The organism is Pseudomonas sp. FSL W5-0299 (assembly GCF_005930655.1).
Taxonomy (GTDB): domain Bacteria; phylum Pseudomonadota; class Gammaproteobacteria; order Pseudomonadales; family Pseudomonadaceae; genus Aquipseudomonas; species Aquipseudomonas mandelii.
This window is the reverse complement of record NZ_RXHX01000009.1, coordinates 135,336-151,023: the sequence shown is the minus strand read 5'-3', so window position 1 is coordinate 151,023 and position 15,688 is coordinate 135,336. Positions and strand designations below refer to the sequence as shown.

Sequence of the window (15,688 nt, the reverse complement as noted above, 5' to 3'; positions counted from 1 at the left end):
CGTCCCTGTTTACGGCTGCGACTGCGGCTGGACCGCGGCCGGATCTAGCTGCTGAAAAGGTTGCAGAACGGTTTCGCGTTGCTCGCCCAATACCCAGGCGAAACCCGAATACATCACCACCAGGCAGACCACGGTGAACAGCACCACCATCCACGCCGGCACGATGCGCACCAGGCTGCGGCGCTGATCGTTCAAGCCTTCCCAATGCGGCGACAACTCACGAGGCACGTCGCCGCGCAACTGACGGATCTGGCGATACAAGGCGTCGCGGATGCCTTCGAGCTCGAGCATGCCGCGGGCTTGCACCCGGTATTTGCCTTCGAAACCGAGGGACAGGCACAGGTACATCAGCTCCAGCATCGGCAGGTGCTTGACCGGGTTTTTCGACAGGCGATCGAGCAGCTGGAAGAACTTCTCGCCACCGAAGGTTTCGTTGTGGAAGCTGCTGAGCAGGCTCATCTGCGACCACTCGCTTTCGTTGCCCCACGGCGTGGTCACGACGGCTTCGTCGACCACGGTGCAGAGCACGTAACGCGCGGCCATCACCTGGCTGCTTTCGGCGCCGTTGTGCAGGGCGCGCACTTCAAACAGTTTCAGCCCGGCAGTCAGGCGCTCGTTGAGCGCGTACATGTCTTCGCGGGTATCGCTGTGCTTGAGGCGCACCACTTCCGACAACAGATCGGACGCCGCGGCCACCAGCGAATTGAGGCTGATGTTGAAGGATTCCGCCGGGCGCAGGCGCGCGGCATAAATCATCCGTTCTTCAAGCTGTTCGAAGCGCGGCGGTGCAGCGAAGTCTGTCAGCGGACTCGAAGCAGGGCCGTGGCCCTGGCGGTCGAGCAGGACGGTTTTATCGTCCTGGTTATGTTCCATGTCCTTGATCATGTCGGTCAGTTCCTGATGGCCCAGAATTTCAGTTCAAGCTCGGCAAATTCGCCGGACACGTGGAACGCGAAGCCGCCGGAGCGCTCGAGTTGTGCCAGGTCTTCGGAACTGAGTTCGAGAATGAAATAGGTTTTGTTGGAGTGGAACGCGATCTGCCGTGGTGCCACCGGCAACGGTTTGACCTTGATCCCCGGCAGGTGCAGGTTGACCAGCTGGCGGATGCGCTCCACCGGGCCGACCTTGAGGTGCGCCGGCAAGCGGTGGCGCAATTCTTCGGAGTCGCAGTTGGCACTGGCGGCAAGCACGAACGAGGCCGAGCCCAGCAGTTTGTGGTCGTGCAACGGCGAGACAATGATCCCGTACTGACGCGCTTGCAGCACCAGTTCGATGGCGTGCTGTTCGAGCACCATCGACAGCACCTGACGAATCGCTTCCATCAGTTTGCGGAAGCTCGCGCCCTGGTCGCTGTGCTGGTAACGGCTGTCCAGACGCGGGCGTTTACTGTCGCTGGAGAAGGTTGCCAAGTCGCCGAGCATGGTCAGCAGCGTGCGGTACAACTCTTCCGGGTGAACCTGCTCCAGGCCGAGGTAGTGACGCAGCAGCAGTTCGGTGCGGTTGATCAGTTGCAGCATCATGAAGTCGCCGACTTCCGCGCCACCGACCTTGCCGTTGGAACGGATGCGCTCGGCGATGGTGTCGCCACGGTGACCGAGCATGCTGATCACTTCTTTCAGGCACGACAGCAAGTAGCTGGAGGCATGCGCCTGAATGTAGGTCGGCACGAAATCCGGGTCGAGGCTGATCACGCCGTCGGGCGTGGTGTCGAGCACGTCGCAGATTTTCAGCTTCACGTAAGCCTGGTCGCTCTGTTGCTCACCGAGCAAGAGTTTGAAGTCCGGGCGGCCACAGCTGACCTGGCTGGCTGAGTCATCGCCGGCGTTGGAGTCGGCCACTTCCGCTTCATACGCGGTATAGCGCGCCAGCACGTCGGATTGCTCCGGGCGGCGGGACTCGATGTGATTGCCGGTGACCAGTGGCAGTGCCAGGTAGATCGGCGTGTTGCCAGTGTTCGGCGGCACGTCGAGGGCCAACGGCTCGGTGTTGCCGCCGAGTTCGAACAGACTGCCGTCCGGCAGAATCCCCGAGGCCTGGCTGATCACCAGTTTGCCCATGTTGAGGAACTGCAAATCGATTTCCAGATTGAGGAAGCCCCAGGTGTAGCTGCCCAGCAACTGGGTGCGGGTCTTCATCTGGTGCTCGTAATAACGGTCGTTATGCTGGAAGTGCTGCGGACGCAGCAGCATGCCTTCCTGCCAAATGACTTTATGGGAATTCATGTTCAGTCATCCGCCTTGGCGAGCGTTTCGTTGCTGTTGCGAATACCGGCCTGATCGAGGGTCAGGTCTGCGTCGGTGACTTCCACCGGGGTGATTTGCACCGTATAGCGCCATTTGGTTTCCGGCAGGTCGCGGTAGGCGGCGAGGATGCCGACGTAGCGGCTGCCCTCCTCCACGCTGAGCTTGAGTTCGACGGTTTCGCCCGGGCGCAGTTCGAGTTCTTCGCTGGCCACCAGGTCCGGGGCCAGGGATTCCTTGGCGCGCTCGTACAGGCTGAAGAAGTCAGCGTTCTCGAAGGTCACCGGGTGCTTGAGCTCGAACAGGCGCACGACGATCGGCGACGGACGCCCGTTGAGGTCCGGGTTCAGCTGATCGCTGGCGGTGAGCTTCAAGTTGAGCTTGGTGACGTGGGAATACGGCGACAGCGACGAGCAGCCAGCCAGCAGCACCAGGGCCGCGAACGCCGTCAGCGTCTTGAAAAAAGCGGTCGAGCAGCGAGACATGCGCATCATCCTTGGTGGTCGGTGTGAAGGGTGGAAATCAGGCGGATCTGTTCTTCGTAGGCCTGGGCGAAATCGCGAGCCAGCAGGCGCTCGCTCCAGTCATCGTCCTGGCGCAGGGCCTGGTGATAACGACCGTAGGCTCTCCAGCGGCTGCCGGATGTGGCCAGCAACGGCTTGTTGTCGCGCTCGAAACGCAGGGTCAGTTGCTGCGGCGAGAAGTGTTCCAGCGTGCCCCGAACGGCGGCGCGGCTGGCGGTCAGCAATGCCACCTGATGCGCCTGCAAATCACGGAACGCACGGGAGATCGCTTGCTCGGGCGGCATCTGGCCCGGCTTGTTCGGCTGCAACAAAATGCCCAGCGCTTCGCCGGCATCGACGGCGAATTTCAGCGGGTTCTTGTGAGTGCCTTGCACCGTGGTCTGGGCCAGGCGCAGTTCGTTTTTCAGTTCGCTGCGGGTGCGCAGGCTCTGCTGCAACCCGCCGACGCTCTGCTTGAGCAAGCGGGCAGCGTTCAGCGCCATGGCTTCGCGGGCGTCGTGGTCGAGGCCTTTGAGGTCCACGCCCAGCGCGGCGCCGAAGTGCTCCCAGAAACCTTCGCTCTGACGCTCGACCGCTTTGGGCGGTGGAGCAGGGGCTGGCTCTGCCGGGGCGTTGATCAGCTCCGGGACCATCAGGCTTTCCATGTCGATGCGGGCGTAGTCGGCGCGCTGACGGGTGTCCTCAATGGTCGTGCTCGGGGAGATCAGTTCGTCGATTTCCGAATACACGCGCTCTTGCTGATCGAGAGCGTTCAGCGGGTCGAGGTCGAGGAACGCATCGTCCGGAATGATGCTGCCGGCCGCTTGCGGACGGCCGACTTCGACGTCGAAGGTCGCCGGATCGCGGACCAGTCGCGCACGGATCTCGAAATCACCCAGCACGTACACGCTGCCGTGCTCGATGCGCATCGCTTCGCCCTTGCGCAGGCGCGCGCCGCTCTCGCTGTCCTGGATACCGTTGCTGCTGGTATCGGTCAGGAAAAACGTGCCTTCGCGGTAGCTGATCAACGCGTGGTGGTTGGACAGGTGACGCTTGCGGTCAGGGATGATCCAGTCGCAGTCCTCGCCCCGGCCAATCACGCCACCGGCCTGTTTGAAGGTCTTCTGGCACAAATCCGTGGGCACGAATTGCTTGGTGTTCAGCATTTCGAAAACCAGTTCCATGGTGATACTCCTTGCGGTCACTTGCCGCGATTGACCGCCTGCGGATCACCCAATGGGCGATAGGTGTTGTCGTTGTATTTGTAATTGCCGCTACAGCCGCCGAGGCCGCATAGAACGACGAGGGTCAGCAGGACGGCTTGCCAGTGACGAACAGGCATCAGAGGGTCTCCATGGGTAGACAAAGCACAAAGCGCCGACCCGGTTGGGCGGCGCTATCGAAAGCAGATGAAATGGGTTGTGGGGCTCTAATCCGGTGGTTAGAGCCGATCCCCTGTGGCGAGGGAGCTTGCTCCCGCTCGGCGGCGCAGCAGTCGTAAATCAACGAATGCCGTTTGACTGAGACACCGCGGCGCATGGTTTTGGGGCTGCTGCGCAGCCCAGCGGGAGCAAGCTCCCTCGCCATAGGGAATGTGCTCGCCAAAGCAAGCATTCCAGCCAGAGTTATTGGTGGGTAGAAAATGGGGTTAACCATCGAAATCACCCAAATTGATATTCAGGCGCCCAAGGCGATAAAGCAGCGTGCGGCGTGGCAGGCCGAGTTCGCGGGCGGCGAGAGTCTGGTTGCCGTCGTTTTTGCGCAGGCAATCGAGCAACAGGCTGCGTTCGACCTGCTCCAGGCGTTCGCGCAGGTTCAGGCTGTTGTCTTCGGGCATGGCCTCCATGCGCAGGGAGAAATGCTCGGCCAGCAACTCACCGCCCTCGCACAGCAACACCGCGCGTTCGACCAGGCCTTTGAGTTCGCGCACGTTGCCGGGGAACGCATAGCCGGACAGGTGATCCAGCGCCGCATCGGACCAACGCACCGCATCGCGCTGCAAGAACGAGCACGCCTTGTCGGCGAAATGCCGGGCCAGGTCGAGGATGTCGCCTTCGCGCTGGCGCAGGGCCGGGAGCTCGATCGGGAATTGCGCGAGGCGGTAGTACAAGTCCTCGCGGAATTTGCCTTCGCTGACCAGCACCGACAAATCCCGGTGCGTCGCGGCAATGATGCGCACGTCGATCTTGTGGGTGTCGTTGGAACCCAGCGGACGAATCTCGCCTTCCTGCAAAACCCGCAACAGCTTGGCTTGCAGGGACAACGGCATGTCGCCGATTTCATCGAGCAACAAGGTGCCGCCATTGGCCGCGTCGAACAGCCCGGCACGGTCGCGGTCCGCGCCGGTGAACGCGCCTTTGCGGTAGCCGAACAGTTCGCTTTCCAGCAGGTTCTCGGGGAACGCCGCGCAGTTCTGCACGATGAACGCCTGGGAACGGCGCGGGCCACAGTCGTGGATGGCGCGTGCGACCACTTCCTTGCCGGTACCGGTTTCGCCGCGCAGCAGCACGGTGTACGGGCTGTGCAGGACTTTGCTGATCAGCGAATACGTCTCGCGCATGGCCTTGCTCTTGCCGATCAGGCCATAACCGCTGGCGCTCGGGACGCTGGCCTTCAACGGTCTCGTCTCACCCGCCGGCTGGCGCAAACGCTGCAACAGATGCAGTTGGCCCAGCACGAACGAACCCAGTTGAGCGAGGGAATCGGCAAAGCCTTGCAGGTCGACGTGCCGGCGACTGGCGCACAGCAGCAAGCCTTCGACAGCTTTCTGCTGATTGACCAGCGGCACGCACAACAGCGACTGCCAAGGCGTGGCCTGTGGCGGCAAAAAGCTGGTTTCGTGCAGGCTGCCACTCAACTCGCTGAGGCTCACTACGCGGTTCTGGCACAGGGCGAATTGCAGCAGTTGTTCACCGTTGTAATCCGCCGGCAGGCTCGCCGCTTCCCGGGGTTGCAGGATGCCGTTGAGGCACTCGGCGTTCATCCCCAGGCACGTGTGAGTCGCGTCCAGCAAGTACAGCTGCGTCAATTCGCAACCACTGAGCTCGGCCAGCCCGCGCACGAAGTCACCCAGCAGCGCAGCACCGTCCGCCGCGCGCGACAGGCTGGCGAATTGCGCCAGCAAGGCTTCGGCATACACCAGCGGTTGCGGCACTTGAGTGAACATCACACCCACCTCAGGCGAACTCGCACGTCACGCTGGCTCCACCGTCGAGCGTCGCGTGGACACGCTTGAGGCTTTCACCGGTGGCCATCGCATCGAGCAAACGGTCGGCCACCAGCGGCAGAACGTGCAAGTCGAGCAAGTGGTCGATCAAACGCGCACCGCTGTCGCTTTGGGTGCAACGTTCGGCCAGGTGATCGACGAGGTCTTGCGAGTAGGTGAAATCCAGCTGGCGACGGTTCAGGCGCTCGCCCAGACGATCGAGTTTGATTTCGATCAGCTCGCGCAGCACCGGGCCACCGACCGGGTAGTAAGGCACCACGCGCATCCGCGCCAGCAGCGCCGGTTTGAAGTGTTTGCTGAGCACCGGGCGGATGGTTTCTTCAAGCACTTCGGCACTCGGCCGCGCACCGTTTTCACAGAGTTCGCTGATGCGGTCGCTGCCCAGGTTCGAGGTCATCAGGATCAACGTGTTGCGGAAGTCGATCTCGCGCCCTTCGCCGTCGTTGGCCACGCCTTTGTCGAAGATTTGGTAGAACAGGTTCAGCACGTCCGGGTCGGCCTTCTCGACTTCATCGAGCAACACGACCGAGTACGGTTTCTGGCGCACGGCTTCGGTGAGCATGCCGCCCTCGCCATAACCGACGTAGCCCGGCGGTGCGCCGATCAGGCGCGAGACCGTGTGTTTCTCCTGGAACTCGGACATGTTGATGGTGGTGATGAAACGATCACCGCCGTACAGCAAGTCGGCCAGGGCCAGCGCGGTTTCGGTCTTGCCGACGCCGCTCGGGCCGACCAGCAGGAACACGCCAACCGGGGCGTCTGGTTTGTTCAGGCCGGCAGCGGTGGCGCGCATCGAGCGGTCCAGCGCGTGAACGGCTTGTTCCTGACCACGAATGCGGGTGCGCAAATCGGTGGCGAAGCTCGCGACTTTGGCGTTGTGCTCGCGGGCCAGTTGAGCCAATGGCACGCCGGTCCAGGCGCTGATCACTTCGGCGACCAGACGCGGGCACACTTCGAAGCTCACCAGACGTTCTTTGACCTGCAGCTCGGTCAGGGCTTTGTGAGTGTCGTTGAGCGCGGCTTCCAGGGTTTCGACGCTGTGTGCCTCGTCCACCGGCAGCGTTTCGATCACGGTGCCTTCGGCGTCTTCTTCAACCGTGACGGTCGGTTCGACGGCCGCTGCTTCGCGGGCCTTGGCCAGTTGCTGACGCAGATCCAGCAAGCGTTCGGCCAATTCTTTTTGTTCGGTCCACAGGGTTTCCAGTGCGACCATTTCCTCTTCGGCGGCGGCCAGGCGATCTTCCAACGCGTCCAGCGCTTCGTGATCGATCAGCAAACCGGCCTCGGCATCACGGCGCAGGGCCTGACGCTGACGGCCACCTTCAGCCAGTTCACCACGCAGGCGTTCGAGGCTTTCCGGGGCGGCGGCGAGGCTGATGCGCACACGGGCGCAAGCGGTGTCGAGGACGTCGACGGCTTTGTCCGGCAGCTGACGGCCCGCGAGGTAACGTGCCGACAATTCCGCCGCCGCCACCACCGCGTCATCGCGCAGGTAGATGCCGTGGCTCTTCTCGTACACCTGAGCAAGACCACGAAGGATGGTCACCGCTTCGCTGACGGTCGGTTCGTGCAGTTGCACCGGCTGGAAGCGACGGGCCAGGGCCGGGTCTTTTTCGAAGTATTTTTTGTACTCCGCCCAGGTGGTGGCGGCGATGGTGCGCAACTCGCCTCGGGCCAGGGCTGGCTTGAGCAGGTTGGCTGCGTCGGAACCGCCGGCATTGCCGCCCGCGCCGATCAGCGTGTGCGCTTCGTCGATGAACAGAATGATCGGTTTCGGCGAGGCTTTGACTTCGTCGATCACGCCTTTGAGGCGACGTTCAAATTCACCTTTGACGCTGGCGCCGGCCTGCAACAGGCCCATGTCCAACGACAGCAACTCCACGCCTTTCAACACTTGCGGCACTTCACCAGCCGCGATGCGCGAGGCCAGGCCTTCGACGATGGCGGTTTTACCGACACCGGCTTCACCGACCACGATCGGGTTGTTTTTGCGGCGGCGGGCGAGGATGTCGACCATTTGGCGAATCGCGCCATCGCGGCACAGCACCGGGTCGAGTTTGCCGTCGCGGGCTTGTTGAGTGAGGTTGTGCGTGAAGCGCTCCAGCAGCGATTCGCCCGGCACGGCAGGCTTGCCGGTGGCCGGTTGTTCTTTCTGCGACAGGGCGAATTCTTTCAGGCGCTCGATGTTCAGCTTGGCCAGCAACGACTGGTAGCGGCTGCCGGCGTAGCGCATCGGGTTACGCAGCAGCGCGAGGATCAACGCGGCTTGCTCGACCTGGCTCTGGCCCAGTTCAAGGTTGGCCACCAGCAACGCATCTTGCAGCCACTGCACCAGTTCCGGGGCGAACACCGGGTTGCGCGAAGCGCTGTGCTCGACCCGCGATTGCAACGCGGCGCTCAGTTCGCCGGCATCCACTTCGGCGTCTTGCAGCGCGCGTGCGAGCAGGCCTTGCGGGCGCTCCAGCAGGCCGAGCAGCAAGTCTTCGACGAGGATTTTGCTGCCGCCACGGGCGACGCAACGTTCGGCCGAACTTTCCAGGTCACGACGGGTTTCGGCGTCCAGCGCCTGGATAAGTTGTTGCAGGTCTACGTTGATCATGGGTCATCTGTCCTTAATGAATTTTGCTGCCCAGGGTAACCACGCCGTCCGCTTTTTCGCGGCCCAGCCAACTGGTCCATCCCAGGCGACAGGCGTTTTGCTCACCGATGCGCAGTTCGCGGATTTCTTCCTGGCGCAGCACCAGGCGAATGTCGTAATCGAGCGGGTCACGCAGGGTGAACCGCACCAGCGCGCACAGCGGCTGGTAGCCGAAACCGATCGGCAGGAATTCGTGGAAGCGCTGCCAGTCGAGCTCGCGGATGTGGATGCGGAATTTTCCGCTGCGGTCGCGCACGTGCTCGCCCAGCACCAGGTCTTCGCCAAGCAGGCTGTTGGCGCGGCCCAAACGATTGCGCTGCTCGTCGAGAATCTCCACGCGACGCTCGATGCACTGCTCGATGGTCAGTTCAGCGTGCTTGAAGTAGTAACGCAGCACCGCTTCGATCAGCGCCGCCGAGTGCGCCCGCAAACTGAGCAGGCCAAGGTACGGCAGCAGACGCTTCCAGTTCAGTTCCTGGGCCTTGCGGATCTCTTCGCCGCCAAGGCCGATCAGCGCAAAAAGCTGGGAAGAAAACGGATCGAGCGCGCCGCTCTCGAAACTGGCGCGGTAGCGGTACTTGCGCCAGATCGGCAGCATCAGCCGTTGCAGGCGATGGTGGAACAGGTCGAGGAAGTTGCGGGTCGGGTTGCCGTCTTCGCTGTCGCCCAGGGCCTGTTCACCGTAGAACGCCGGCAGTGGCGAGCCGGAACCGACCAGGCCGATCAGGTTGAAACGCAGGCGCGCGCGCATCTGCCCGTGCTCGTGGAAAAACTCCACACGATCGACGTCGCTGCCCGGGAAACCCAGGCTCGGGTTGGCCTGGAATTCGAGCTGATCGTACAGATCGTCCTGGCTCAGGTGCGGGTGGGCCTCGCGCAGCCGGTCAACCACCAGCAGCACGGCCTGAAACAGCGAGTACTCGCGTATTCCTCGGGTCAGACCGCTTAAAGAAGCGGCTGAAGGCCCATACGTGGTGTCCATTGGTACACCTCTCCCTGTGTGCTTTTTACTCGCAGCTCGTGGTACGAATTGAGACTGGCGTAAAGCGCGAAAAACTCGTTAAGAACCGAGGCGAAAACGAACAGGTCGCCCTCGCCGATATACCCTTCCGGGTCGATGGTCAGTTCGGTGCGCAACCCGCGAACCGGTAACCCTCGGTGCAACCGGTCGACGTGTTTGTGCTTGATCGACTTGAGCCCGCCGAGCAGGCGTTTGCTGACTTTTTCAGCGTGTTGGTCGTAGTAGCGCGGCAGGTCGTAGGTTTCCAGAATCACCTTCAACGCGTTGACGTCGGCCAGCGACAGGTAGTTGAGCGACATGTTGCTGATCAGCTTCCAGAGAAAGTCGCGGTTCAGCGGCGGCGCGTAACTGGGTGTGGCCGGGGTGATGTTGCGGAAGCTCAGGAACTCCGGCGTGTCTTCGCAGGCCATGCTGATGTCGCCGAGCTTGAGCTTTTTGGGCAGGTTCTGGTTGGTGCACATCAGCTCGATCGACAGGGTTTCGTGGGCTTCGGTGTGGCGGATGCCGAAGCTCAAATAAGTATCGAGGCCGTCGTGCAACAGCGACGAACGCTGGCGGATGCTGTAATGCGGACGGCTGTTGGGCACGTCGAAACTCGGGTCGTGCTCGAACGATTCGAACGGCACGTATTCCTGATAACCGAGGCCGCCGGGCTTCCATCCCGTGACCGTTTCCACCGAGAACACGCCGCAGTTCTGCAAATCGAATTCGGCGGGCAGCAGCAGGTATTCGTCTTGCTTGCCGTCGAGGCGGATCGGCAGCGCGTCGTGCTTGAACAGGTTGACGATCGGCGTGCAGTAGAGCTTCACGTTGTCCAGCGTCGGGCGCATGCGCATGATGCCGCTCTTGCGAATGTCGAAGCGCAATTCGAGGCCGCGCATTTGCTTGAGCGTGTCTTCCGGCAATGCCTTGAGCATGTCGAGACCGTTGACGTCGACGAACAGGAATTTGTCCTGGAAAGCGAAGTATTCCTGCAAGTAGCGATAGCCACGGAAGGTATTCAGCGGATACGGGATCAACGCTTCTTCTTCGGCGAAACCCACCGGCTGCACGCGGTCGCCGGGCATCTTGAACGCCATCGGCATGCCGTTGACGCCGTTGATGGGCTTGCCGGCGCCGTCCAGCGGGATCAGCTCGATGCCTTCCAGATTGCGCAGCAGGCTGAGGTAGAGCATCTGGCTGATGTAACGCTCGCCGGCGAAGTGCAGGCGCAGGCGGCTCAGCTCCAATTCACCGAGATGACCGTCAGCGCTCATCTCCAGACGCAGGCTCAACAGCGAGCCGTCGCCCTTCACCGAGTAATTCAGCGCAGCCAGATCCAGCGGCAAGACTTCGGTCGGGTAGCACGTGCGGAAACGGCAACGCACGTCGTCGATTGGCACACTCTCGACTGGCGTGTCGCGCTCGACCATCAACGCAGGACCCGAACGCTTCAACGGATCGAACTGCAAAATGCTGAACGCCGGCAACGGCCGCATGTAGTTCGGCCACAGCAAGTGCATCAGGGAATGGCTGAGTTCTGGCAGTTCGTCATCGAGCTTCTGGCGCAGGCGCCCGGTCAGGAACGCGAAGCCCTCAAGCAACCGCTCCACGTCCGGATCTCGCCCGGCCTGGCCAAGGAAAGGCGCCAATGCCGGGCTACGCTCGGCGAATCGACGACCTAACTGGCGAAGTGCGGTGAGTTCGCTTTGGTAGTAGTGGTTAAAGGACACGGGGTACCTTCCTGGTGGTGGATCTCATGAAAAAACTGTCCTGTAGAGCGCGACTGTCAGACCGGAAACCACGTAGCCCGCAATGAGGAGGTACGGTAAAAAAGCCAGCCAGCCCAACATCATCGGGAACCCGGCAAGGCTCCCCAAAAGCACATGGGCCAACCCATAAATCACCCACGGGACAGCGTAAAAAGGGATGAAGGTCAGTGGTGCGCGCCACACGCTTTTCAAAATCTGCTGTTCGGTTTTTCCGTTCAGTGCTCGCATTGCCCACAGGGCAAATGCGATGTAGGCCGGGATTCCGAATGAGAGAACGTAGATCAACAGCATTTGTTGCCAGTCCAGAACCGCCGCGTATTCGTCGCCCTGCTCGACCAGTGTCAAAGCCAACATCACCAGGAGCGGAGACCAGAGCGCTACTCTGAAAAAATTTGGATTAGCGCAGCATTCGCTTTTTCGAATGTTCTGCGCCGAATCGTTAGTAAATTTCACTGAACACCCAGTGATTGAAACTGTAAAGAGCAACAACACCTACAACGGAGGAAACCAAGAACGAAAAGCCATCGTGCGAGCGTTTATATTTGAAGAAATCCATTAGCGCTCTTACAAAATAGTAAAAAGAAAACACCATCATCGGAATATAAAAAAACATACAAAAAACAAATAAGCCTCCGTAGACATCAACCCCAGCTATTGACCACTTAGTTTTCGGATCAGTGCACGACATCAACAGAAAAACCGCGGAGGTCAAAAAATAAAAATAGTTGATCATTTTAAGAATTTTCGACACGACCAAATCTTTCGAATGCAGCAGCTCAAGCGCAATCTTTGGAATGGGGTTAGTTTCATAACTAATCACGACATCGGCCCATCTGAAAAAAACTTCGGAAGCACGAACAACACCAGCAAACCGATTATCCAAAGCACGAGCAAATAATAGTTACTGGGCATTCTGCAGGCCATCCACCCTTTAACCACTCCATAACCAATAGCGAACTGTAATAGCAAGAACGAGATAATTCCCAGCGGAACGGAAAGCAAATAACTATAAGGCTCCGCAAACCCGAACCGGATAACCGCATAAATTTCGAACAATGCAAACGGTGCGATCAAAGCGTTGGCGATGATGATCATTGCTCTGACTGTTTTTGCGCTACCCATCAACGCAAGCCCTGTGCATAGAGGAACTTTGCCAGCTCTAGTCGGCGCTGCTCACCTGAAGGACCGTCAATACCGTAGTAAAAATGTCCCACACCTTCTTTACGCTCGCTGGACTCGGTCATCTGCGAGCCGAGCAAAGGAGCATGCTCAGCCAAGTCAAAAAATGACATGCCTGCATGAATAGGGTCGCCATGCTCCTTCAAGTCAAGAATGACTACATGCTCGATCAGGGATTGCTGCCTAACTTCCCCAAGCATTTCTTCAGAAATTGGAGAACCTATCAGTACAAGATAATCAACGGCCTGCCCTTTATCTGCGTAATAAAGAGCAGATTGGGCGGCTACCAGCGATCCAAAGGAATAACCAATAAGATTAAATTGCCCTCCGGTTGGAAAAGATCGGCTAACGCCTAACGACTTCAGACTCCAGTCCGCCTCAACGCTATACGGTCCAGTGTCCGACATGCCGTTAATTTTCTTAAGCCTGTAACGGTGCTTATTGACGCCAGCAACAGCATCAGCATATTGACCCTCAGTATTACGCCCTACTACTGCGCCACTAATACCCACCATACGCAGTGACTTAATCTGGTCATCAATATACCCACCGGTCATCCCAGCACCACCGAGATAAACAGTCAGACCTTCTTCCAGAACGATATGTTTCGGTGTCCTGTCCGCAGTAGCAGTACTGCTGGTCGAAGCAACCTTTTTAAATATCCCTGTTGATGTTTCCAACACGTCTGTCGTCATTTGCATCAATCCTCTGATGCAACGTAGATATCGACTTTTTCCGCACTCGCGTGCCGCGTCACTCGATGAGTCAAACCTGTATCACTAGTAACGCCTTCTTCTTGAAGACCATTTTCTCGGACCAAGAGATATCGACGGTTTGCCATAGGCGCTCCGCTTTTGTCAGTCAGGACAAATTGCTCATCAAAACCAGGCAGAATCAAAGGCAACGGCGCCACAAACGGCACCGGCGAATGCGAATTCCCGATAATCACCGTCCCGGACCCAGCTGTAACCTTGTTGCCATGGGTCCCGACGGAATCCACCGTCGCAGCCGGTTTGCCGTTGATCAAAACCGTCGTCGCCAATCCACCCGACATCGCACCACCACACGCCGAGGCATCGCCTTGGCGGGCGGCCGCGAGGCCGTCGAAGAAGACATCGCCGGAACCGGCGGCGATCGGGTTGGTGCCGTGGCCGGGGAGCGGGCAAGCGGTGGGGTCGGTGACACGTGCTGCGGGTTTGCCGGACATACGAATCTCCTTAGTTGACCTTGACTTGACCGCTGCCATCCAGGCGCGCGGCGAAACTGACCTGACGCTTGAAACCATCAACTTCCAGCAGGCCTTCGATGCTGAAGGACAGGCGAAGCTGATCGTGATCACGCGGCAGGGAGATGACACGCACATTGCTCAAGCGTGGCTCGTAGGCTTCGATGAAATTTTCGATGGCCAGACGGGCCTGACTCAGGGAGTCGTGCAGGCTCAGACGCATGTCATTGAGATCGGGTAGCCCGTAATCGGACAGCGTTTGCACGCTGCCCGCACGGGTGCTGAGCATCTTGGCCAGATGGGCAGCCACGGACGCCATGGCGGAGACCTCGCGGCTCCAGCCGACGCGTTTGTCCGCGTCGCCACCCAGGCGTTCGAAAAGGCTGCCGTATCCAGTCATGACTCAGGCTCCTCTTACTCTTTGTCCAGCTTGCCAACCAGCGACAGGGTGAAATCGGCACCCATGTACTTGAAGTGCGGGCGCACGTTCAGGCTGACGCGGTACCAGCCAGGCTCGCCTTCGACATCGCTGACGATGATCTGGGCAGCGCGCAGTGGACGACGGCCACGGACTTCGGCGCTCGGGTTTTCCTGGTCGGCCACGTACTGGCGGATCCACTTGTTCAGTTCCAGCTCGAGGTCGGTACGTTCTTTCCACGAACCGAGTTGCTCGCGCTGCAGCACTTTCAAGTAGTGAGCCAGGCGGTTGACGATCATCATGTACGGCAGTTGGGTGCCGAGCTTGTAGTTCAGCTCTGCCGCCTTGCCTTCTGCGCTGATGCCGAAGAACTTCGGCTTCTGCACCGAGCTCGCGGAGAAGAACGCCGCGTTGTCGGAGCCTTTGCGCATGGTCAGGGAGATGAAGCCTTCCTCGGCCAGTTCGTATTCACGACGGTCGCTAACCAGAACTTCCGTAGGAATCTTGGTTTCGATTTCGCCCATGCTTTCGAAATGGTGCAACGGCAGGTCTTCAACCGCGCCACCGCTCTGCGGGCCGATGATATTCGGGCACCAGCGGAATTTGGCGAAGCTGTCGGTCAGCTTGGTGCCGAACGCGTAGGCAGTGTTGCCCCACAGGTAGTGCTCGTGGCTGTTGGCGACGGTTTCTTTGTACACGAACGATTTGACCGGGTTTTCTTCCGGGTCGTACGGGTTACGCAGCAGGAAACGCGGCACGGTCAGGCCAACGTAACGGGAGTCTTCCGACTGGCGGAAACTCTGCCATTTGGCGAATTGCGGGCCTTCGAAGTGATCTTTCAGATCCTTGAGGTCCGGCAGGCCGGTGAAGCTTTCCAGACCGAAGAATTTCGGGCCGGCAGCCGCAATGAACGGCGCGTGGGACATGCAGGCAACGCTGGACACGTACTGCATCAGTTTCACGTCCGGCGAGCTTGGGGACATGAAGTAGTTGGCGATGATCGCGCCCACAGGCTGACCACCGAACTGACCGTATTCAGCGGTGTAGATGTGCTTGTACAGGCCCGATTGCATCACTTCCGGCGAATCGTCGAAATCGTCCAGCAGGTCTTCTTTGGAGACGTTGAGGATTTCAATCTTGATGTTTTCACGGAAGTTGGTGCGGTCGACCAGCAACTGCAGGCCACGCCACGACGATTCCAGGGACTGGAAGTCAGGGTGGTGCAGGATTTCGTCCATCTGACGGCTGAGCTTGGCATCGATCTCGGCGATCATGCGGTCAACCATGGCTTTCTTGACCGGCTCACCGTTGTTCTGCGGCTTGAGCAGCTCTTCGATGAAGGCCGACACACCGCGCTTGGCGATGTCGTAGGCTTCGTCGTCCGGCGTCAGGCGGGTTTCGGCGATGATGCTGTCGAGAATGCTGTATTCGCCACTCTCTTTGCTCTTTTGCTGTGCTGCGCTAGTGCTCATTGTGTTGGCTTCCTT

General features: G+C 59.8%; 15 protein-coding genes. All 15 read right to left on the bottom strand.

Annotated elements, in window-relative coordinates; translation table 11 throughout:
* Positions 1–9: 9 nt before the first annotated feature.
* The 15 genes from icmH to tssC all read right to left on the bottom strand — a co-directional run bounded on the left by icmH (position 10) and on the right by tssC (position 15,673).
* Entirely contained in the window at positions 10–885 is an 876-nt protein-coding gene (gene icmH, locus FHL16_RS14245) for a type IVB secretion system protein IcmH/DotU (RefSeq protein WP_010465262.1), read from the bottom strand.
* A gap of 5 nt (positions 886–890) precedes the next feature.
* Entirely contained in the window at positions 891–2,222 is a 1,332-nt protein-coding gene (tssK, locus tag FHL16_RS14240; RefSeq protein ID WP_077748563.1) for a type VI secretion system baseplate subunit TssK, read from the bottom strand.
* A 2-nt stretch (positions 2,223–2,224) separates the two neighbouring features.
* Positions 2,225–2,725 (bottom strand): type VI secretion system lipoprotein TssJ, encoded by a 501-nt coding sequence (gene tssJ, locus FHL16_RS14235; RefSeq protein ID WP_010465266.1) that lies wholly within the window; start codon positions 2,723–2,725, stop codon positions 2,225–2,227.
* A gap of 5 nt (positions 2,726–2,730) precedes the next feature.
* Positions 2,731–3,927, bottom strand: a complete 1,197-nt coding sequence (tagH, locus tag FHL16_RS14230) for a type VI secretion system-associated FHA domain protein TagH (RefSeq protein ID WP_077748562.1) — start codon at positions 3,925–3,927, stop codon at positions 2,731–2,733.
* Positions 3,928–3,944: 17 nt separating this feature from the next.
* On the bottom strand, positions 3,945–4,085 hold the full coding sequence (locus FHL16_RS14225; RefSeq protein WP_007894589.1) for a hypothetical protein: 141 nt from the start codon (positions 4,083–4,085) through the stop codon (positions 3,945–3,947).
* 306 nt (positions 4,086–4,391) lie between these two features.
* Complete coding sequence (locus tag FHL16_RS14220) at positions 4,392–5,909, bottom strand: sigma-54 interaction domain-containing protein (protein ID WP_077748561.1); 1,518 nt, start codon at positions 5,907–5,909, stop codon at positions 4,392–4,394.
* Between the two features lie 10 nt (positions 5,910–5,919).
* Complete coding sequence (tssH, locus tag FHL16_RS14215; protein ID WP_010465273.1) at positions 5,920–8,568, bottom strand: type VI secretion system ATPase TssH; 2,649 nt, start codon at positions 8,566–8,568, stop codon at positions 5,920–5,922.
* A gap of 13 nt (positions 8,569–8,581) precedes the next feature.
* Positions 8,582–9,589: a type VI secretion system baseplate subunit TssG gene (tssG, locus tag FHL16_RS14210; RefSeq protein ID WP_010465275.1), complete on the bottom strand. Its 1,008-nt coding sequence runs from the start codon at positions 9,587–9,589 to the stop codon at positions 8,582–8,584.
* Positions 9,553–11,340, bottom strand: a complete 1,788-nt coding sequence (gene tssF / locus FHL16_RS14205) for a type VI secretion system baseplate subunit TssF (RefSeq protein ID WP_010465276.1) — start codon at positions 11,338–11,340, stop codon at positions 9,553–9,555. The genes tssG and tssF overlap by 37 nt, the downstream gene beginning before the upstream one ends.
* Before the next feature lie 24 nt (positions 11,341–11,364).
* The gene (locus FHL16_RS14200; RefSeq protein ID WP_231990950.1) at positions 11,365–11,832 is read right to left on the bottom strand and encodes a hypothetical protein; all 468 of its coding nucleotides are present in this window, start codon (positions 11,830–11,832) and stop codon (positions 11,365–11,367) included.
* A 363-nt stretch (positions 11,833–12,195) separates the two neighbouring features.
* The gene (locus FHL16_RS14195) at positions 12,196–12,474 is read right to left on the bottom strand and encodes a hypothetical protein (RefSeq protein ID WP_224795533.1); all 279 of its coding nucleotides are present in this window, start codon (positions 12,472–12,474) and stop codon (positions 12,196–12,198) included.
* A 26-nt stretch (positions 12,475–12,500) separates the two neighbouring features.
* Positions 12,501–13,253 (bottom strand): hypothetical protein, encoded by a 753-nt coding sequence (locus FHL16_RS14190; protein ID WP_010465285.1) that lies wholly within the window; start codon positions 13,251–13,253, stop codon positions 12,501–12,503.
* Between the two features lie 5 nt (positions 13,254–13,258).
* Positions 13,259–13,765 (bottom strand): PAAR domain-containing protein, encoded by a 507-nt coding sequence (locus FHL16_RS14185; protein WP_077748559.1) that lies wholly within the window; start codon positions 13,763–13,765, stop codon positions 13,259–13,261.
* Positions 13,766–13,775: 10 nt separating this feature from the next.
* Positions 13,776–14,183 (bottom strand): type VI secretion system baseplate subunit TssE, encoded by a 408-nt coding sequence (tssE, locus tag FHL16_RS14180; RefSeq protein WP_008150080.1) that lies wholly within the window; start codon positions 14,181–14,183, stop codon positions 13,776–13,778.
* A gap of 14 nt (positions 14,184–14,197) precedes the next feature.
* Positions 14,198–15,673 carry a type VI secretion system contractile sheath large subunit gene (gene tssC / locus FHL16_RS14175; RefSeq protein WP_077748558.1) on the bottom strand — a complete coding sequence of 492 codons (1,476 nt, stop codon included), beginning with the start codon at positions 15,671–15,673 and terminating at the stop codon, positions 14,198–14,200.
* Between the last annotated feature and the right edge of the window lie 15 nt (positions 15,674–15,688).

Coding starts and splice junctions, on each gene's coding strand:
- FHL16_RS14185 (WP_077748559.1), bottom strand. CDS start 13,765: ATGTCCGGCAAACCCGCAGCACGTGTCACCGACCCCACCGCTTGCCCG.
- FHL16_RS14195 (WP_224795533.1), bottom strand. CDS start 12,474: ATGATCATCATCGCCAACGCTTTGATCGCACCGTTTGCATTGTTCGAA.
- tagH (WP_077748562.1), bottom strand. CDS start 3,927: ATGGAACTGGTTTTCGAAATGCTGAACACCAAGCAATTCGTGCCCACG.
- tssH (WP_010465273.1), bottom strand. CDS start 8,568: ATGATCAACGTAGACCTGCAACAACTTATCCAGGCGCTGGACGCCGAA.
- tssK (WP_077748563.1), bottom strand. CDS start 2,222: ATGAATTCCCATAAAGTCATTTGGCAGGAAGGCATGCTGCTGCGTCCG.
- FHL16_RS14225 (WP_007894589.1), bottom strand. CDS start 4,085: ATGCCTGTTCGTCACTGGCAAGCCGTCCTGCTGACCCTCGTCGTTCTA.
- tssC (WP_077748558.1), bottom strand. CDS start 15,673: ATGAGCACTAGCGCAGCACAGCAAAAGAGCAAAGAGAGTGGCGAATAC.
- FHL16_RS14190 (WP_010465285.1), bottom strand. CDS start 13,253: ATGACGACAGACGTGTTGGAAACATCAACAGGGATATTTAAAAAGGTT.
- FHL16_RS14220 (WP_077748561.1), bottom strand. CDS start 5,909: ATGTTCACTCAAGTGCCGCAACCGCTGGTGTATGCCGAAGCCTTGCTG.
- tssE (WP_008150080.1), bottom strand. CDS start 14,183: ATGACTGGATACGGCAGCCTTTTCGAACGCCTGGGTGGCGACGCGGAC.
- tssG (WP_010465275.1), bottom strand. CDS start 9,589: ATGGACACCACGTATGGGCCTTCAGCCGCTTCTTTAAGCGGTCTGACC.
- tssJ (WP_010465266.1), bottom strand. CDS start 2,725: ATGTCTCGCTGCTCGACCGCTTTTTTCAAGACGCTGACGGCGTTCGCG.
- icmH (WP_010465262.1), bottom strand. CDS start 885: ATGATCAAGGACATGGAACATAACCAGGACGATAAAACCGTCCTGCTC.